Origin of the sequence: Sulfitobacter sp. PR48 (genome assembly GCF_028807335.1) — a bacterium.
In the GTDB taxonomy this organism is placed as follows: domain Bacteria; phylum Pseudomonadota; class Alphaproteobacteria; order Rhodobacterales; family Rhodobacteraceae; genus Sulfitobacter.
The window spans coordinates 1-18,211 of sequence record NZ_JARAMM010000036.1 but is presented as its reverse complement, the minus strand read 5'-3'; the positions used below and the strand labels follow the sequence as shown (position 1 = coordinate 18,211).

General features: G+C 63.8%; 15 protein-coding genes. 13 read left to right on the top strand and 2 right to left on the bottom strand.

What is annotated here, in order from left to right; all coding sequences use genetic code 11:
* Positions 1–390 precede the first annotated feature (390 nt).
* From PVW51_RS23380 to PVW51_RS23330, 11 genes are all read left to right on the top strand, one after another.
* Positions 391–1,869 (top strand): calcium-binding protein, encoded by a 1,479-nt coding sequence (locus tag PVW51_RS23380; RefSeq protein WP_274578062.1) that lies wholly within the window; start codon positions 391–393, stop codon positions 1,867–1,869.
* A gap of 530 nt (positions 1,870–2,399) precedes the next feature.
* Positions 2,400–2,669, top strand: a complete 270-nt coding sequence (locus tag PVW51_RS23375; RefSeq protein WP_274578061.1) for a hypothetical protein — start codon at positions 2,400–2,402, stop codon at positions 2,667–2,669.
* Positions 2,670–2,755: 86 nt separating this feature from the next.
* Positions 2,756–3,754 carry a DUF1775 domain-containing protein gene (locus PVW51_RS23370; RefSeq protein ID WP_274578060.1) on the top strand — a complete coding sequence of 333 codons (999 nt, stop codon included), beginning with the start codon at positions 2,756–2,758 and terminating at the stop codon, positions 3,752–3,754.
* A 7-nt stretch (positions 3,755–3,761) separates the two neighbouring features.
* On the top strand, positions 3,762–4,358 hold the full coding sequence (locus PVW51_RS23365; RefSeq protein ID WP_269361592.1) for an SCO family protein: 597 nt from the start codon (positions 3,762–3,764) through the stop codon (positions 4,356–4,358).
* Positions 4,359–4,430: 72 nt separating this feature from the next.
* A complete protein-coding gene (locus tag PVW51_RS23360) occupies positions 4,431–5,789 on the top strand; it encodes a PepSY-associated TM helix domain-containing protein (RefSeq protein ID WP_274578056.1) in 1,359 nt (452 codons plus the stop codon).
* A gap of 285 nt (positions 5,790–6,074) precedes the next feature.
* Complete coding sequence (gene rpsA / locus PVW51_RS23355) at positions 6,075–7,754, top strand: 30S ribosomal protein S1 (RefSeq protein WP_205388135.1); 1,680 nt, start codon at positions 6,075–6,077, stop codon at positions 7,752–7,754.
* Between the two features lie 340 nt (positions 7,755–8,094).
* Positions 8,095–8,379: an integration host factor subunit beta gene (ihfB, locus tag PVW51_RS23350; protein ID WP_067297179.1), complete on the top strand. Its 285-nt coding sequence runs from the start codon at positions 8,095–8,097 to the stop codon at positions 8,377–8,379.
* Positions 8,379–8,729: a LapA family protein gene (locus PVW51_RS23345; protein WP_269361590.1), complete on the top strand. Its 351-nt coding sequence runs from the start codon at positions 8,379–8,381 to the stop codon at positions 8,727–8,729. Before ihfB ends, PVW51_RS23345 begins: the two co-directional genes overlap by 1 nt.
* A gap of 7 nt (positions 8,730–8,736) precedes the next feature.
* On the top strand, positions 8,737–9,393 hold the full coding sequence (locus PVW51_RS23340) for a phosphoribosylanthranilate isomerase (protein ID WP_274578054.1): 657 nt from the start codon (positions 8,737–8,739) through the stop codon (positions 9,391–9,393).
* Positions 9,394–9,800: 407 nt separating this feature from the next.
* Complete coding sequence (ileS, locus tag PVW51_RS23335) at positions 9,801–12,812, top strand: isoleucine--tRNA ligase (RefSeq protein WP_274578052.1); 3,012 nt, start codon at positions 9,801–9,803, stop codon at positions 12,810–12,812.
* 628 nt (positions 12,813–13,440) lie between these two features.
* Positions 13,441–13,896, top strand: a complete 456-nt coding sequence (locus PVW51_RS23330; protein WP_274578051.1) for a methylated-DNA--[protein]-cysteine S-methyltransferase — start codon at positions 13,441–13,443, stop codon at positions 13,894–13,896.
* Here PVW51_RS23330 and PVW51_RS23325 read toward each other — a convergent pair.
* Positions 13,866–15,335, bottom strand: a complete 1,470-nt coding sequence (locus PVW51_RS23325) for an MFS transporter (protein WP_274578050.1) — start codon at positions 15,333–15,335, stop codon at positions 13,866–13,868. The genes PVW51_RS23330 and PVW51_RS23325 overlap by 31 nt on opposite strands.
* A gap of 675 nt (positions 15,336–16,010) precedes the next feature.
* Complete coding sequence (locus PVW51_RS23320) at positions 16,011–16,706, bottom strand: CDP-alcohol phosphatidyltransferase family protein (RefSeq protein WP_269361585.1); 696 nt, start codon at positions 16,704–16,706, stop codon at positions 16,011–16,013.
* Between the two features lie 251 nt (positions 16,707–16,957).
* Between PVW51_RS23320 and rpmB the strand changes: the two genes are divergently transcribed.
* Both rpmB and PVW51_RS23310 read left to right on the top strand, forming a co-directional pair.
* Entirely contained in the window at positions 16,958–17,257 is a 300-nt protein-coding gene (gene rpmB, locus PVW51_RS23315; RefSeq protein WP_114273540.1) for a 50S ribosomal protein L28, read from the top strand.
* Positions 17,258–17,458: 201 nt separating this feature from the next.
* Positions 17,459–17,920 carry a copper chaperone PCu(A)C gene (locus tag PVW51_RS23310; RefSeq protein ID WP_274578048.1) on the top strand — a complete coding sequence of 154 codons (462 nt, stop codon included), beginning with the start codon at positions 17,459–17,461 and terminating at the stop codon, positions 17,918–17,920.
* Positions 17,921–18,211: the final 291 nt, after the last annotated feature.

The following is an 18,211-nucleotide window of genomic DNA, read 5'->3' as shown; positions in this document are numbered from 1 at the left end:
ACAACATTGATATTTGTAAGGGAAGCGCTCCGAATGCGCGTCTCAATGCGCCCTCCCAGGCTCGGGCGCGGCCCTTCGTTCGAAAACGTAACGCAAAGCGCAGAAGAACGATTTACCTCCGGCGGCAGCCGTTTCCGGGTTTGTCAGCAATCTGGGGCAGCCGGCTCCGGTCGGCGTGCCTGTCTCATTTCCGGGCGCAGCGCAGACCACAAAACCCGCGCTGACACTTAGCGGAAACAGTTAGTTTCTGGATTCCTGCTCCTGATCCGTTGCGCTCCCCCTGATCGCCTCCCTATCATTGCGCTCTCTACACGGTCGGGAGCCCTTTAGATGCCGCCTTTCACAGATGTCCGCTCAGCGGGCTATTCGCTTTCCATCAGTGGAATCGGCATGCAGAGTCTCGACGGCGGGCAGGGCGATGACACGCTGACGGCGGCGGTGTCCGATATTGGCCAGATACATCTCAGGGGCGATATCGGGGATGATCTGTTCAACCTCGACCTGCGCAATGACTTCGGGCGTCAGGGCCATCACGTCTACGGCGGTGAAGGGGCCGACATCTTCAACTTCACCAACATCCATCTGGTGAACGCGCCGGTGGTGGGGCGGATCAACGACTTTGAGCCGACGCGGGATGTCATCATGATCGAAGGGTATCCGATCGACCTGAACGCCCTGCCGGCAAGTGTCAGGATTGCTGACGGCACCAGCGTCCTTGTGCGCATCGTGTCCTTCACCTCCTATGGCGAGGGGCACAGTGCCGCGGAACTGGGACTGGGCCCGCAGCAGTTCCTGCAGATCGGCGACAATGTCTTTTATGCGCTGGACGGGTCGCGCCACGGGGGCGACGAGCTGCATTTCATCAACGTCCCGACCGCAGAAGAGCTGACCGAGGTGGCCTATCACAACGAGGTCAACTTCGTGCCCTTCGACCATTACGAAAGCCTGCACCTGCGAATCAGGAACGTGGTCCACAGCGATGACGGCTTCAACGGGTTCGAAACCTCCGAATACATCCGCGGGAATGTGCAGGGCGTGGCCCAGGCCGGAACCGGCGCCTATGAGGTCATCTATGCCAACGGGGGCGATGACGTGGTGGACGGTGCCACCGGCGATGACACGATCTTTGGCGGCACCGGCAATGACAGCATCGCCGGGGGGCTGGATGCCGATCGGCTCTTTGGCGAGGACGGCGACGATCACCTCTGGGGCGGCGACGATGACGATGTGCTGCGCGCCGGGATCGGCAATGATTTCCTCGATGGCGGCAGCGGCAACGACTTTCTCGAAGGCTGGGGCGGCTTCGACACGATCTATGGCGGCGCTGGCAACGACAGTATCGAAGGCGGCACCAATGCCGACAGCCTGTTTGGCGGCAGTGGCGACGATACGATCTGGGGCGGCCAGGGTCTTGATCACCTCTGGGGCGATGCCGGGGCGGACCGGCTCTGGGCTGGTGACGACAATGACCAGATTTGGGGCGGCGAGGGCAATGACACCCTGTTCGGCGATCAGGGCAACGACATGCTGGAGGGCGGCGACGGAGACGACCGTATTCTCGGCGGATCAGGCTTTGACACCCTGCGGGGCGGGCAGGGAAACGACCTGCTGACCGGCAATTTCAACGCCGATTGCTTTGTCTTCGTGGATGGCGACGGCAACGATACGGTGGCGGATTTTGAAGCCACCAATCCTTTCGAGATCATCGACCTGTCCGGGGTGTCGGAGATTACCGATTTCGCCGATCTTTCGGGCAACCATATGGTGCAACAGGGCGACAACGTCGTGATCACCGCCAGCGCCGCGCAGCAGATCACCCTGCTTTCGGTGGTCCTGGCTGACCTCGATGCCGGGGACTTTATCTTTTAGCCAGCTGCTGAAAAACGAGTCTGTTTGCGGTTTGCCAAGCCGCAACCGGTAAATTGTGCGCCGATGCGGCCGCTACACCCCTTGGCGCGGGCTGAAAGCCCGGGCCGCGCCCGACCCTCCCGTCAAACCGAAGGTTTGCCTCCGGCAAAACGGGAGGGCGCTTTTGCAGCGTCACGCAATGCATTGATAATACATAGTATTTCAGGCGCTATGCCTTATTCAAACGTCTGGAACGCGCCCTCCCAGGATCGGGCGCGGCCCTCTGTGATCCGAACAACTGCCTGTGCAAGGAACAATTTCTCTGCCCAACGGCAATGCCCGGCATTTTTCAGCGGCCTGTTAGGCCTGAGCCTGCGCTGCTCCCCGACCCCGGGGGCAACTGCGGCGCTTTATGTCGCAGATTTTCCCACTTCCCCTTTGCCCCGGTTTGCGGCAGTTAAACCCGCATGATACAGGGCCTGCGCAAAACCATACTGGCATACTGCACCACGCTTATGCTCGCGGTGCTCAGTGCCGTGTCGGCCCATCACATGGCCCCCGATCGCGACGATGCCCTGCGCATGGAAGCCTTCATCGCCATGGGCAACCTCGCCGGAGACCTGTGTGGTCTGGATGCAGAGGCCTCGGATCATCGCTGCCCCTTCTGCCATAAACTGCCCAGGGCCGCCGCCGCACGCGCGCCCGACCTGTCGCAGCGGGTGCAGCCGGTCTTTGTTCAGGCCGCCCGGCCCGACCTTGTTGCGGGCCACGCGCGACTTTCAGCCCCGGTTGGCGTCCGCGCACCCCCTCTCTTCAGCTGAGTTCAATCCATCCGTGCCGGTGTCCCGGTGCGAATTCATTGTTGGGCGCGCCTTCCGCCAGCGCCCGGATCTCTGTGGAGACTCTCATGACCTATCCAAAGACCACATCAATTGCGGCCCTCTGCCTTGCCATGCTGGCGGGCACCGCCCATGCCCATGCCACGCTGGAACAGAAACAGGCGGCAGTGGGCGCCACCACCAAGGTGACCCTGCGTGTCCCGCACGGCTGCGCGGGCGAAGCGACCCATAGCGTTCGCATCGACATTCCCGAAGGCTTCTATGCGGCCAAGCCGATGCCGAAACCGGGCTGGGAACTGACCACCGAAACCGGCGCCTATGCCACACCCTATGACAACCACGGCAAGGAAATGACCGAAGGGGTGCGGGCGGTGATCTGGTCGGGGGGCGATCTGCCCGACGCCTTTTATGACGAATTCACCCTGCGCGGCACCGTCGGCCCCGGCTTGACCCCCGGCGAGACGCTCTATTTCCCGGCCCTGCAGACCTGCGCCAGCGGAACCGCGGACTGGACCGACACCAGCGGATCACATGATGTGCCAAACCCCGCGCCGGGGCTGACCCTTGTTGCCGGCAGCGACGGTCACGGACACGGCCACGGCCATGCGGCGATGGACATGCCCGCCGATGAAATGGTGACCCTGGGCGATCTCGGACTGTCGGCCTATTTCGTCCGGGCGACCCTGCCGAACCAGCCCGTCGCGGGCGGTTTTTTGACCGTCACCAATGGCGGCGACAGCGACGATACCCTGATTGCCGCCACGTCCGACGCCGCCGCGCGGGTGGAAATACACGAGATGGCGATGCAGGGCGAGGTCATGAAGATGCGCGCGCTTGAGAACGGCCTGCCGATTCCCGCGGGCGAGACGGTGATGCTGAAACCCGGCGGCTATCACATCATGTTCATGGACCTCTCCGGCCCGATGACCGAAGGCGACACGGCCGAGGTCACCCTGACCTTTGAAAAGGCGGGCGCGGTGACGCTGACCATGCCGGTGCTGGCCCGTGACGGCACGGCGCATGACGCGCATGACGGACATGATGCGCATCACAAGATGAGCGAGTGACCCAGCCATGACGTCACAACGCAGGAAATTCCTGATCGGCCTCTGGGGCATCACGCTGATCGCGCTTCTGGCCCTGGGCTGGTTCACCGTGCTTGAACCGCGCCTCAACAGATCGGTTGCCGATGAACTCGGGCGGGGCGACTACAGCCTGACCATGACCGACGGCGGCACCTTCACCCAGGACACGCTCAGGGGCACCCCCTCTGCCGTGTTCTTCGGCTTTGCCCATTGCCCCGAGGTCTGCCCGACCACGCTGGGCGATGTCTCCGGCTGGCAGGAGGCGCTGGCCGAGGAGGGCGAGGAACTCCGGGTGTTCTTTGTCACCGTCGATCCCGAACGCGATACGCCCGAGATGCTGGGGGATTATGTCTCCTGGGTGCCGGGGGTGACCGGCGTCTCCGGCTCGCGCGCGGAAATCGACAAGGCGATCAGGGCCTTCCGCATCTATGCGCAGAAGGTCCCGCTGAGCGAGGGCGGCTATACGATGGATCACTCGGCCTTTGTGCTGCTCTTCGATGATCGCGGGCGCTTCGCCCAGCCCATCGCCTATCAGGAAGATTTCGACAGCGCGGTGGGCAAGATCCGCAAGCTGATCGCTGGCTGAACCGGCGCCGATGCATTCTCCCGCTCCGGCACGACCCGGAGCGGGCAAACAAATCTCAAGGAACCACGGGACATGACCCCTACATCTACACGCAGCGCGGGTGATTCCGCGCTCTATCGCGCTGTCTGGCGCTGGCATTTCATTGCCGGGCTGATCATCCTGCCCTTCCTGCTGATCATCGCCACCACCGGGGCGATCTATCTGTTCAAGGATGAATTCAACACCGCCGCCTATGCCAAGCTGCGGCTGGTCGAACCGCAGGCCACCGCCCCGCTTGCCCCCTCGCTGCTGACCGCCGCCGCGCTGGCCAGCCATCCCGGCACGCTCAAGGCCTATACGCCCGCCGCCGCCCCCGACCGCGCGGCAGAGGTCCGCATTCTCGGTGCGGAGGGGCTCAAGGATACCGTCTTTGTGAACCCCTATTCCGGCGAGGTGCTGGGCAGCCAATGGGACGCAGGCCCCTCCGGCAGCCCGGCGATGTATGTCGTGCGCAAGCTGCACTCGCTGGAATATGTCGGCTGGCTGGGCAACCGGCTGATCGAAGCGGCGGCAGGCTGGATGGTGCTGCTGGTGGGCACCGGCATCTACCTGTGGTGGCCGCGCGGCAGGAAGCTGGGCACAATGTCGATCAAGGCCACGAAAGGGCGGCCCTGGTGGCGCGATCTGCATGCGGTGACGGGGATCTACACCGGCGCGTTCATCGTGTTCCTTGCCATGACCGGATTGCCCTGGTCCTCGGTCTGGGGCGGGAAGTTCTATGACCTGTCCTATGCGGCGGGGCTGGGCATGCCCGATGGCTACTGGTCCAAACTGCCGGTTTCCACGGTGCCGGTGGGCGATGCGATCGACCGCGCGCCCTGGATCATGGAAAAGCAGCCGATGCCGGTTTCAGGGGCCTCGGACGGGGTTCCGGCAGGGCTGGATCAGGTGGTCGCAACGGTCGAGGGGCTTGGCATTGCGCCCGGATATGCGCTGAACATGCCCGGCGGGCCTGAGGGGGTATTTACGGCTTCGGTCTATCCCGACGACATCAGCCAGGAACGGGTGATCCACCTGGACCAATATACCGGCGCGATGCTCTATGACGCGGGCCTGTCCGACCTTGGCGGTCTGGGCTGGGCCGCCGAATGGGGGGTCAGCATCCACATGGGGCAGGCCTGGGGGCTGGCCAACCAGATCGTGCTGCTGCTGGCCTGTCTGGCGATGATCATGCTGGCGGTTTCGGCGGCGATCATGTGGTGGAAACGCCGCCCGGCCGGGGCCATCGGCACCCCCGCGATGCCCACGGACTGGCGGATGCCGCGCATGTTGCTGGTGCTTGCGGTGCTGGCCGGGGTGTTCTTTCCGCTGGTGGGCCTGTCGATGCTGGTCATCGCGGCGGTCGAGATCGCGCTGCACCTGGCACGCCGCCGCCGCGCCCGTCTGGCATGAAGCAACAGGAACGCCCGGCCTGATACCGGGCGCTCCGACCCCGCGCGGAACCGCCTGCCGTGAACATCCGCGATTCGAGGCTCTTGCGCGCGCGCCTCAAATAACCTATATGCGCGGCTGTCTAAGGGGCGATTACAGCACCGGACGCAGTACTGAGGCAGGGTCGGAACCATCCGGCCCTATTTCTTTTGCGTCTGCCGGATCGGCCCGAGGTCCAATTCACACCCAAGACCGGCGGAGACAACCGCACGGCCAGATACATCTTAAAAGGAAACGTAAAGCTACATGTCAAATGCTATGGACGAATTTGAAGCACTCCTGGAGGAGAGCTTCGAGATGGACACCCCCGAAGAGGGGTCTGTTGTCAAAGGCAAGGTCATTGCCATCGAGGCCGGTCAGGCCATCATCGACGTCGGTTACAAGATGGAAGGCCGCGTCGAGCTGAAAGAATTTGCCGATCCGGGCGAAGCGCCCAAGATCGAAGTCGGCGACGAAGTCGAAGTCTTCCTGCGTCAGGTCGAAAACGCCCGTGGCGAAGCTGTCATCTCCCGCGAGATGGCGCGCCGTGAGGAAGCCTGGGACCGTCTGGAAAAAGCCTATGCCGCAGAAGAACGTGTCGAAGGCGCGATCTTTGGCCGGGTCAAGGGCGGTTTCACCGTCGATCTCGGCGGTGCCGTGGCCTTCCTGCCCGGTTCCCAGGTCGATGTGCGCCCCGTGCGCGATGCGGGCCCGCTGATGGGTCTCAAGCAGCCGTTCCAGGTTCTGAAAATGGACCGTCGCCGGGGCAACATCGTGGTGTCGCGCCGTGCGATCCTCGAAGAATCCCGTGCCGAACAGCGCGCCGAAGTCATCGGCAACCTGACCGAAGGTCAGAACGTCGATGGTGTGGTCAAGAACATCACCGAATACGGTGCCTTTGTTGATCTGGGCGGTGTTGACGGGCTGCTGCACGTCACCGACATGGCATGGCGCCGCGTGAACCACCCCTCCGAGATCCTCGCCATCGGCGAAACGATCAAGGTGCAGGTGATCAAGATCAACAAGGAAACCCATCGCATCAGCCTCGGCATGAAGCAGCTGCAGGAAGATCCCTGGGATCTGGTGGCCGCCAAGTATCCGCTGGAATCCTCGCACACTGGCCGCGTGACCAACATCACCGATTACGGCGCCTTTGTTGAGCTGGAGCCCGGTGTCGAAGGTCTGGTTCACGTCTCCGAAATGTCCTGGACCAAGAAGAACGTGCACCCCGGCAAGATCGTCTCGACCTCTCAGGAAGTCGAAGTCATGGTGCTGGAAATCGACGGCGCCAAGCGCCGCGTGTCCCTGGGTCTCAAGCAGACCATGCGCAACCCGTGGGAAGTCTTTGCGGAAACGCATCCCGAGGGCACCGAGGTCGAAGGCGAAGTCAAGAACATCACCGAATTCGGTCTGTTCGTGGGTCTGCCCGGCGACATCGACGGCATGGTTCACCTCTCCGACCTCAGCTGGGACCAGCGTGGCGAAGAAGCCATTCAGGACTACCGCAAGGGCGACATGGTGCAGGCCGTTGTCTCCGAAGTCGACGTCGAGAAGGAGCGCATCTCGCTCTCCATCAAGGGTGTCGGCGGTGACAAGTTCGCCGAAGCCGTGGGCGGCGTGAAGCGTGGCTCCATCGTGACCGTCACCGTGACCTCCATCGAGGATGGCGGCATCGAGGTCGAATACGAAGGCATGAAGAGCTTCATCCGTCGCTCCGACCTCAGCCGTGACCGTGCCGAGCAGCGCCCCGAGCGTTTCTCTGTCGGTGACAAGGTCGACGTGCGCATCACCAATGTCGACACCAAGGCACACCGCCTGGGCGTGTCGATCAAGGCACGCGAAATCGCGGAAGAGAAGGAAGCCGTCGAACAATACGGTTCCTCCGACTCCGGCGCATCGCTGGGCGATATCCTTGGCGCGGCGCTGAAAGGCGACGACGACAAGTAAACGCCTCGCGTTTGACGAAATCAAAGGGCCCCGCATGGCGACATGCGGGGCCTTTTGCCTGTCACGGCTGCCCGGATACGGCGGATGCCGCGCCGATCAAGGGGCGCTGATATGTCATGTGACATGCCGAACGAATCGGCGGCGCCCGGCCTGCGGGAGCTTCCGCTTTTCGCCCGGATGCGGCGCCGCAGCTCAGGTGTTATGCAAAAAAGCCAAAAAAACAGGAGGTTCCGCGCCGAAAAAGTCGAAGTCAGGCGCAAGCACGGCTTCACGGCGGCGGGGTTTCTTTTTATAGTGGCATGTGGAACGCAAAAATAGACGCACCTTGGGGGGTATCGCGATGATCCGGTCTGAACTGATCCAGAAGATTGCGGATGACAACCCGCATCTCTACCAGCGCGACGTCGAACGCATTGTGAATACCATCTTCGACGAGATCACCGGGGCCATGTCCAAGGGGGATCGCGTGGAGCTGCGCGGATTTGGCGCATTCTCTGTCAAGAAGCGTGATGCCAGGGTGGGGCGGAACCCCCGGACCGGCGAAACCGTTCATGTCGAAGAGAAACATGTGCCGTTTTTCAAGACCGGCAAGCTGCTCCGGGACAGGCTGAACGGGAAAGCATGATGCGTTACATCCGCTACTTCTGCATCGCGATCTTCGCCGTCGCGCTGATCGCGGTTGCGCTCGCCAACCGGGAAATCGTGGAACTGAAGGTGCTGCCGGGCGAAGTGGCCCATTGGTTTGCGGTGACGCCGCAGATCAGGCTGCCGTTGTTCCTGGTCATCTTGGGCAGCATCCTTGCGGGGCTGCTGATCGGCTTTGTCTGGGAATGGATCCGCGAATACGGCGAACGGGCCGAAGCGGCCAGACAGGCGCGCGAGATGCGCAGGCTGGAGCGTGAAGTGGCGCGTCTGAAGGGCGAAAAGCACAAGGGCAAGGACGAGGTCCTGGCCCTGCTGGACGAAGCCGGCTGAGGCGCCGATGCCCTCTGCCATCAACGTCAAGATCTGCGGGTTGACCGAAAGCGCCGATGTGCCCGCCGCCATTCTGGCCGGTGCGCGCTATCTTGGGTTCAACTTCTTTGCCAAATCACCGCGTTACCTGGCCCCCGCCGATGCCGCCTTTATCGCGGGCACGGTGCCGGAGGGGATCTGCAAGGTTGCCCTGACGGTCGATGCCGACAATGCCTTTCTGGATGCGCTGGTGGAGGTCGTGCCGCTGGACATGCTGCAATTGCACGGTGCCGAAAGCGTCGAGCGGGTGCGCGAGATCAAGGCGCGCTATGGGCTGCCGGTGATGAAGGTCGTCGGCGTGGCGGTGCCGGAGGATCTGACGGCGCTGGAAGAATACGGCACGGTGGCGGATCAGCTGCTGGTGGATGCCAAGCCGCCAAAGGGCGCGGTCCTGCCGGGGGGCAACGGGCTGACCTTCGACTGGCGGCTGATTGCCGGACGGCGCTGGCCGGTGCCCTGGATGCTGGCGGGCGGGCTGACACCGCAGAACGTTGCCCAGGCCATCGCCATGACCGGCGCGCGGCAGGTCGATGTGGCCTCCGGCGTGGAAAGCGCACCGGGGGTCAAGGACGCGGATCTGATGGCGGCCTTCTGCGCGGCGGCCCGATCTGATGGCCCGATCTGATGGCCCGGTCTGATGGCGTTGTCTGAATGAACCGCTGACGCGGTGCGCGATCCATCTTGCTGATGAGGGGGCAGGCCCCCTCAAACTCCCCGACCCCTTGAAGGGGCCTTGCCCCCTCAAACTCCGCGACATCTTGAAGGGGCTTTGCCCCCTCAAACTCCCCGACATCTTGAAGGGGCTTTGCCCCCTCAAACTCCCCCAGGGATATTTACGGCCAAAAAGAGAGGGGGGTCGGGTCTTGTCCGTCGGGCGGTGCCTGATTATAAGCCCGGCATGGCATGGCATTTCGCGATCCTCATTCGAATTATTTCCCCGGCGCTCTGACCGATTGGAGACGCCGGGCTTGAGGTGTTTGAGACCATCGCACCGATCTGACCATTTTCCCCGAGATTCGAAGGACGCAAGACATGTGTGCCGACACGCCAGAGACGTTTGACTACAAAGCCACCCTGAACCTGCCCAGGACCGATTTCCCGATGCGCGCGGGCCTGCCCAAGCGCGAGCCCGAGTGGCTGGCACGCTGGGAGCGGATCGGGGTCTATGACCGCTTGCGCGAAAAGCCAGGCCGCACGCCCTTTACCCTGCATGACGGCCCGCCCTATGCCAATGGCAACCTGCACATCGGCCATGCGCTGAACAAGACGATCAAGGACATGATCGTGCGCAGCCACCAGATGATGGGCTTTGACGCGCGCTATATCCCCGGCTGGGATTGCCACGGTCTGCCGATCGAGTGGAAGATCGAGGAACAATACCGCAAGAAGGGCCGCGACAAGGACGAGGTGCCGATCAACGAATTCCGCGCCGAATGCCGCCAGTTTGCTGCCGGCTGGGTCGATGTGCAGCGCGAGGAGTTCAAGCGTCTGGGCATCACCGGCAACTGGGCCGATCCCTATCTGACCATGGATTTCCACGCCGAGCGGGTGATCGCCGAGGAATTCATGAAGTTCCTGATGAACGGCACGCTGTATCAGGGGTCCAAACCGGTGATGTGGTCGCCGGTGGAGCAGACCGCCCTGGCCGAGGCCGAGGTGGAGTACCACGACAAGGAGAGCTTTACCGTCTGGGTGAAATTCAAGGTGGTGGATTTCAGGCTGGCCGATCTGGTGACCGGCGGCGAGGAAGAATCTGTCTCCGATCGCGGGGCCGAACTGGCCGCCGAAACCCGGGTCGCGCAGGATTTCGAAGGGGCGCATGTTGTCATCTGGACCACGACGCCCTGGACCATCCCGTCGAACAAGGCCGTCGTCTTTGGCGCGGACATCGCCTATGGCCTTTATGAGGTGACCGGCACGCCGGAGGAAAGCTGGGTCTCTGTCGGGGACCGCTACATCCTGGCCGACAAGCTGGCGGATGACGTCATGGGCCGGGCGCGGCTGGAACCGGGCATGTACCGGCGGCTGCGCGATGTGACATCGGCACAGCTTGCCGGGATGTCGCTGCAGCATCCGCTGGCGGGCGCCGAGGGCGCGGGCGGCGAATGGGACGACCTGCGCGACTTCCGTGCCGCCGATTTCGTGACCGATACCGAAGGCACCGGCTTTGTGCATTGCGCGCCCAGCCATGGTCTTGAGGAATACGAGTTTTACCGTGGCCTCGGCATGCTGGAGCAGGTGATCACCTACAACGTGAACCCCGACGGGCGGTTCCGCGACGACCTGCCGTTCTTTGGCGGCAAGGCGATCCTCAAGCCGAACGGCAAGGAGGGCAATGCCAACGCGGCGATCATCGACAAGCTGGTCGAGGTCGGCGGGCTGCTGGCGCGCGGCAAGATCAAGCACAGCTACCCCCATTCCTGGCGCTCCAAGGCGCCGGTGATCTACCGCAACACGCCGCAGTGGTTTGCCGCCATCGACAAGGTGGTGGGCGACGGGCTGGACATGCATGGCAAGACCATCCGCGAACGGGCGCTGACCGAGATCGACAATGTGAACTGGACCCCGAAATCGGGCCGCAACCGTCTGCATTCGATGATGCAGGCGCGGCCCGACTGGGTGCTGTCGCGCCAGCGCGCCTGGGGCGTGCCGCTGACCTGTTTCACGAAAAAGGGCGTGCTGCCCACCGATCCGGATTTCCTGCTGCGCAACCCCGAGGTCAACGCCCGCATCGTCGCGGCCTTCGAGGCCGAAGGCGCGGATGCCTGGTACGAGGAGGGCGCCAAGGCGCGTTTCCTGGAGGGTATCGTGAATCCGGATGACTATGACCAGGTGACCGACATTCTGGATGTCTGGTTCGACAGCGGTTCGACCCATGCCTTTACCCTGCGCGACCGCCCGGACGGGACAGAGGACGGCATCGCCGATGTCTATATGGAGGGCACCGACCAGCACCGTGGCTGGTTCCATTCCTCGCTGCTGCAATCGGTCGGCACCACCGGTCGCGCGCCCTATCGCAATGTGGTGACCCATGGGTTCACGCTGGATGCCAAGGGCATGAAGATGTCCAAATCCATCGGCAATACCATCGTGCCGGAAAAGATCGTGCAGCAATATGGCGCCGATATCCTGCGGCTCTGGGTGGCGCAGACCGATTATACCGCGGACCAGCGGATCGGCGACGAGATCCTGAAAGGGGTGGCGGACGGCTATCGCCGGCTGCGCAACACCATGCGTTACATGCTCGGCGCGTTGAGCGATTTCAGCGAAAGCGACCGGGTTGATCCTGCGGATATGCCGGAGCTGGAGCGCTGGGTGCTGCACCGGCTGGCGGAACTGGACAGGCAGGTGCGCGACGGCTATGCGCGCTTCGACTTCCAGGGGGTGTTCCAGGCGGTCTTCACCTTTGCCACGGTGGATCTATCGGCCTTCTACTTCGACATCCGCAAGGATGCGCTTTACTGCGACGGCGACACGCTGCGCCGCCGCTCGGCCCGCACGGTGCTGGACCTGCTGTTCCACCGGCTGACCACCTGGCTGGCCCCGGTGCTGGTCTTTACCATGGAGGAAGTCTGGCTTGAGCGGTTCGGGGGCGAGGACAGTTCGGTGCATCTGGTGGATATGCCGGAAACCCCTGCCGACTGGCTGGACCCGGCACTGGCCGCGAAATGGGCATCGGTCCGCGCGGCGCGCCGGGTGGTGACCTCGGCCCTGGAGGTGCAGCGCACCGACAAGGTGATCGGCGCCTCGCTTGAGGCCGCGCCGGTGGTTCATGTCGCGGATGCGGATCAGCGCGCGGCACTGGAAAGCGTGTCTTTCGAGGATGTGGCGATCACCTCCGACATCTCGGTCACCGGTGACCCGGCCCCGGCAGAGGCGTTCCGCATGCCCGAGGCCGAAGGCGTTGCCGTTGTGTTCGAGAAGGCCGAGGGCGGCAAATGCGCCCGCTGCTGGAAGGTGCTGCCGGATGTGGGCAGCCATGCCACCCCCGGTGTCTGCAAACGCTGTGACGAAGCGGTGCGGGAAATGGACACGCGGGTCTGACCCCGCGCGGGCGGTGCGGCTGTTGCCCGGCACCGCCCGCCATCGCCCGCAGGGCAAACGCGGCCTTAACCGGCATTGCCCTAAACCCCATCCCAATCGCGATTGACCGCCGAAAGACTTTCCACCTTTCGGCACCACAGGAGCAGAGGCGCGCAAGTGTCGCGCCACGCTGAACCGTTCAGGGTGCAGGGCCATGCCCTGTCTCGTTTTTCCGAATCTGGCGGCGCCGCCATCCTTACCGGCTCCTTTCCATATTCAGGCTGAATGCAGTGACACCGCCGGGGCCGAGGGCCGCGTGCGGGTATCGGTGCTTGCAGACGTTGTCGGATGCCAAGCCAAACCGGCCTTTGTGCCAAATTGTTGAGCCAAAGCGCAAGCCGGGCCAGCGCCTGCCCGGGGTGGGCGATGCTGACCTATGTTCATGCCACTTTATTTCTCAGCTTTGATGAGCCCTCTCATGGGAACACCAAGCCTCACCAAATCTCCTACCCGACCGGCGGGCAGGCGATGGCCCGGCACCTTCGGCTTGTTCCGGGCCAGGGTGTCTGTAATCAACACTGGCGCTGCCCTTCGTGATACCCGCAGGTTCCGGATTGAGCGCAGGGGCATTCCGCGTCATTCTGGCACCATGAAACGCAGCCATATCTCCACCCGCTTCGGCGATCTGACCCTGACAGAACAGGATGGCGCAATCACCGCCGTCAGCTGGGGGGCCGTGGCGCAGCCCGACACCAGCGATCTGCTGACAGAGGGGCTGCGCCAGCTTGCCGCCTATGATGCCGGCACACTGGAGGTGTTCGACCTGCCGCTGCGGGTCAGGGGCTCCGAGCTGCAACGCCGGGTCTGCGCTGCCATCGCGGCGATCCCCTTTGGCCATACCCGCACCTATGGCGAGATTGCGCGCGATCTGGGCGTGTCCGCGCAGGCGGTGGGGCAGGCCTGTGGCGGCAATCCGATCCCGGTGATCATCCCCTGCCACCGGGTCATGGGGGCAAAGGGGCTGACCGGGTTTTCAGGACGCGGCGGGGTGGAGACCAAGGTGGCGCTGCTGCGTCACGAGGGGGCGGCAGGGCTGCTCATCTGAAGCCTTTCGTCATGCGGATGGCGGCGCAACAGCCCCGCCATCGCCGCCAGCCCGATCAGCGCCAGCGGCAGGCTCGACAGGAACAGCACCCGCGCGACATGGGCGGCGTCTGCCGGGCCAGTCATCTCCAGGAACCCGCTGGCATTGACCACGATCCCCACATAGGCGGCACCCAGGGCATAGCCCATGCGCTGCACGGTGGGGATGGCGCCGGAAACGCGGGCCGCTTCCTCTGCCGGGACCAGCGCCGTGACCCGGCGCAGGATGAAGGTCCAGGCAAGGCCGAATCCACCGCCTTCGATCGCCGAGAACAGGGCAATCAGCCAGAGCGGCCCATGCGGGATCGCATAGGCAAAACCCGCAACGCTGAGCGTTGTCATCCCCATGCCCAGCCCGATCCACAGCCGGTCGCGCCGCTCGGGCGATCCGCTGACCGCCACTGCCGTCAGGGTCCAGCCGATCGAGGAGGCGGCGACGATATAGCCTGCGGTCAGGGCCGAGACTCCGTGGATCAGCGTCATCAGCAGCGGGCCATAGGCCAGCAAGCCGATGGTGGCCATCGAGATGCACAAAAGCATCAGCAGCGTGGCGCCGGTGGCCTGGCGCGGGTTCATCGGGGCAGCGGGCAGCAGCCGCGCGGCACCCGCACGGGCATCGCGCCAGAGGAACCACCACAGGCAGGCCATGCCCGCCAGGATCAGCAGGCTGCTGCGCAGCAGTTCCACCCGGACCCCGCCGGAAGAGATCAGGATCACCGCCGCGCAGAGCACGGCAAGGCGGAAGAAGGGGAAGCCGCCGGGCGATCCGCTGCCGGTGTCGGCAGTGGCGGGTGCGGGTGCGGGGCGCAGCGCGATCCACAGGCCAAGGCCCAGGGCCTGCACCGCGAAAAAGGCAAAGCCCCAGCGCCAGTTGGCATATTCCACGAACAACCCGCCCAGAAGCGGGCCGAGAAAGGCGGATACCCCCCAGAAGGCGGAGACCACCGCCAGCGTGCGGGCCGCGTGGCGGCGCGGGAAGAGCACGCCGATGGCGATAAAGGACAGCGCGGTCAGCCCGCCGCCGCCCAGGCCCTGCAGGCTGCGCCCGACCAGCACCAGCCCCATGGAGCCGCTGAGGGCCGACAGCGCGCAGCCGGCGGCAAAGCAAAATGCCGCCCCGGCCATCGGCACCCGCAACCCGTAGCGCAGGGTCAGGAGCGCACTGGCCGCGCCTGCGACGATGGAGCCGATTTCATAGATAGAGACGGTCCAGCTGACATAGGCCGCACCGCCGATCTCGGCCACGATGGCGGGCAGCATGGTGGCCACGACGAGGCTGTCTGCGGCATGCAGCCAGACCCCGAGGCAGACCAGCAGCAGAGGCGCGTTATAGCCCGCGCCAAGGAACTCGCGCCAGGGCACATATTCGGTATTCGGGGTGGATGTTGTCGAGGCGGTCATGGGCAATCCTTTGCGATTTGCCCCTTGATGGCGGCTCAACCAAGGTTGAGGTCAAGCGGAAATGTGAGTCCGTTTGTCGCCCGCTTGCTTAAGCCGTCAGAAGCGCGGACTGGCGCAAAGGCGTACCCTCCCGGCTCACGCCTCCGGACAGGCGGGGCTTGATCCCGATCTTAACTACAAGGCGCGCGAAGGTCGGATGTGCGGGACGAAACTGCCCATGCCATTGGCGCGGTGCATACCCCCAAGCGCCTCCGCCCGGCGTCAGCCGGGCATCGCCCGACCTCCCCCAGGAGGGCGATTTTGCACTGTCAGCCAAGCCATGATCCGGTCTGCGGGCTGAAACGTTTCCCATCGCATAAAGGTCTGGAACGCCCTCCAGGTCGGGCGATGCCCGGCTGACGCCTCATGTAACTCCGGGCTCTAACCAGACCTTCGCCGCAAGGTTTGTGAAGGCCCGGCAAGCGGGCTTTGCACAGGTCGCGTCGGTGCGGTGCCTACCCCCAAACGCCCCGCCCGGCGCAAGCCGGGCATCGCCCGACCGCCCGTCGCACCAGAGGTGCGCCGTATGTAGTCGGCACGCATTTGGCATGACGGGCAGGCGATACCCGGGTTGCGCTTCGCCTCAGCGGTCAGAGAAGACCTCCACCCAGTCCTTCCCCGTCCGGCCTCTTGCCGTCAGTCTTTCGGATCAAAGAACGCCTGCTGCACGGCACCGGCCAGGATCAGGTAGACCGAGGTGATCACCAGACCCCAGTGAGACCAGCTTGCCGCGTCGAAATTGCCCCAGGCGGCCCAACCGGCAAAGAAGGTCCAGGCCAGCGCCATCGGCAGCGTTACCCCGCGCCAGCGCTCGGTGCGCACGGGATGCACGAACTTGATCGGCAGGAACATCGCGACGGACAGGACCGTGACGATGATCAGACAGACCCACCAGGCGGGCGTCAGGGCAAAGAGCACCAGCACCAGCATGTTGAAACACCCCGGAAAGCCGGAAAAGGAATTGTCCTTTGTCTTCATCCTTGTGTCGCAGAAATACATGGCAGAGGCGAAGGTGACGATGATGATCATGACCCAGCCGCTCCAGCCGTTCATGAGACCCGAGGTGAACAGGGCGAAGGCGGGGATGAAGACATAGGTGAGGTAGTCGATGATCAGGTCCAGCAGCACGCCATCGAATTCCGGCGCATTGGTCTTGACGTCGTATCTGCGTGCCAGCGGCCCGTCGATGCCATCCACGAAAAAGGCGACCACCAGCCAGAGGAACATCATGTCCCATTTGCCATCGACCGCAGCCAGCATCGCCAGCATGGCAAAGACGGCGCCGGTGGCGGTGAAGAGGTGAACAAGAAGGGCGCGCAGGCGAATGGTCATTCCAAAGGTGTTGCAAATTGGACTGGCGGATGAAAGAAATAAATGCGGCGGCAGCCCCCTCGCGTGATTTTTGCAACCCCAGGCGGTGGCGGGTGGCCTGACCATCGGGCATAACTTCGGTCACATCGGCTTGACGCCAAAGGTGATTCCCACTAAAGCCAGCGGACAAGTTTACGGGTCGCATCGCGCGGCCCCTTTTATGTGTTGCAGCGGGCCTGCGTTGCCGCACCACTAAATCAAAGGATGAACCCATGTCGCGTGTTTGCGAACTGACCGGAAAAGGCCCGATGACGGGCAACAACGTAAGCCACGCCAACAACAAGACGCGGCGTCGCTTCCTGCCGAACCTGAATGACACGACCCTGCAGTCCGAAGCGCTGGGCCGTTCGTTCAAACTGCGTATCTCTGCACATGCCCTGCGGTCCGTTGACCACCGTGGCGGCCTGGACAAGTTCCTGGCCAAGGCGAAAGACACCGAGCTGTCCGCCAATGCGCTGAAGATCAAGAAAGCGATCCTGAAATCCGGTACGGAAGCTGACGCGCTGAGCTGAGCCTTCCTTTCTGCCGACCTATGCACAACCCCGGTCCCCCGCGACCGGGGTTGTGTCGTTTTGCCCCCTCGTCACCGGTTCCGCGCCGGGATAGAACCGGGGCGATGACAGGCTGTGTGTCGCTGACCCTGCCACCCGGCCGGGCCTCTTTCCGGACGGTCTGAACCAGGCTTTCACCGGCGCCAACCAAGGATACGACATATGAAACGACATCTGACCGCCACCCTTGCCGCGATGCTGCTTGCCGCCCCCGCCCTTGCCGAGATCATGGTCAGCGACGCCTATGTCCGCAGCTCCACCCCCACTTCCGCCAGCGGCGCGGCCTTCATGACGCTGATGAACGAAGGGGCAGAGGATGACCGCCTGATCGCTGTAAGCTCGGATGTGGCGGCGCGGGTCGAGCTGCACACCCACAGCGAGGATGAAAACGGCGTCATGCGCATGTCCGAGATCGAGGATGGCATCGCGCTGCCCGCCGGCGGCATGCACCAGCTGGCGCGCGGGGGCGATCATGTGATGTTCATGGGGCTGACCGGCCCGCTGGAACAGGGCAGCGAAATCGCCGTCACGCTGACGTTTGAAAAAGCGGGCGAGATGCAGGTGATGATCCCCGTGGACCACGAACGCAAGCCGGATCACGGCGCGATGAAGCACAGCAACTGAAAAGCGGTCACGCGCGTCCCCGCCCCCGGCATGACGCGAATCGCCAGCGGCTTGTTCCGGGCCTGCGCGCCAGTGACCGACGGCAGCAAAACCCGCAGAGCAGGCTTTCACAGGCCTTGCAGCGAAGGGCGGGAACGAGCCCGGAGTGACATGAGGCGTCAGCCGGGTATCGCCCGACCTGGAGGGCGTTCCTGACCTACATGTGATGGGAAACGTTTCAGCCCGCAGACCGGATCATGGCTTGGCTGACGGTGCAAAATCGCCCTCCGGGGGGAGGTCGGGCGATGCCCG

What these genes read in the sequence shown, in the direction of transcription:
- PVW51_RS23375 (WP_274578061.1), top strand. Translation starts at nt 2,400, where the DNA reads ATGGCCCCCGATCGCGACGATGCCCTGCGCATGGAAGCCTTCATCGCC.
- PVW51_RS23310 (WP_274578048.1), top strand. Translation starts at nt 17,459, where the DNA reads ATGAAACGACATCTGACCGCCACCCTTGCCGCGATGCTGCTTGCCGCC.
- PVW51_RS23365 (WP_269361592.1), top strand. Translation starts at nt 3,762, where the DNA reads ATGACGTCACAACGCAGGAAATTCCTGATCGGCCTCTGGGGCATCACG.
- rpsA (WP_205388135.1), top strand. Translation starts at nt 6,075, where the DNA reads ATGTCAAATGCTATGGACGAATTTGAAGCACTCCTGGAGGAGAGCTTC.
- ihfB (WP_067297179.1), top strand. Translation starts at nt 8,095, where the DNA reads ATGATCCGGTCTGAACTGATCCAGAAGATTGCGGATGACAACCCGCAT.
- PVW51_RS23325 (WP_274578050.1), bottom strand. Translation starts at nt 15,335, where the DNA reads ATGACCGCCTCGACAACATCCACCCCGAATACCGAATATGTGCCCTGG.
- PVW51_RS23320 (WP_269361585.1), bottom strand. Translation starts at nt 16,706, where the DNA reads ATGACCATTCGCCTGCGCGCCCTTCTTGTTCACCTCTTCACCGCCACC.
- PVW51_RS23370 (WP_274578060.1), top strand. Translation starts at nt 2,756, where the DNA reads ATGACCTATCCAAAGACCACATCAATTGCGGCCCTCTGCCTTGCCATG.
- PVW51_RS23330 (WP_274578051.1), top strand. Translation starts at nt 13,441, where the DNA reads ATGAAACGCAGCCATATCTCCACCCGCTTCGGCGATCTGACCCTGACA.
- PVW51_RS23380 (WP_274578062.1), top strand. Translation starts at nt 391, where the DNA reads ATGCAGAGTCTCGACGGCGGGCAGGGCGATGACACGCTGACGGCGGCG.
- ileS (WP_274578052.1), top strand. Translation starts at nt 9,801, where the DNA reads ATGTGTGCCGACACGCCAGAGACGTTTGACTACAAAGCCACCCTGAAC.
- rpmB (WP_114273540.1), top strand. Translation starts at nt 16,958, where the DNA reads ATGTCGCGTGTTTGCGAACTGACCGGAAAAGGCCCGATGACGGGCAAC.
- PVW51_RS23360 (WP_274578056.1), top strand. Translation starts at nt 4,431, where the DNA reads ATGACCCCTACATCTACACGCAGCGCGGGTGATTCCGCGCTCTATCGC.
- PVW51_RS23345 (WP_269361590.1), top strand. Translation starts at nt 8,379, where the DNA reads ATGCGTTACATCCGCTACTTCTGCATCGCGATCTTCGCCGTCGCGCTG.
- PVW51_RS23340 (WP_274578054.1), top strand. Translation starts at nt 8,737, where the DNA reads ATGCCCTCTGCCATCAACGTCAAGATCTGCGGGTTGACCGAAAGCGCC.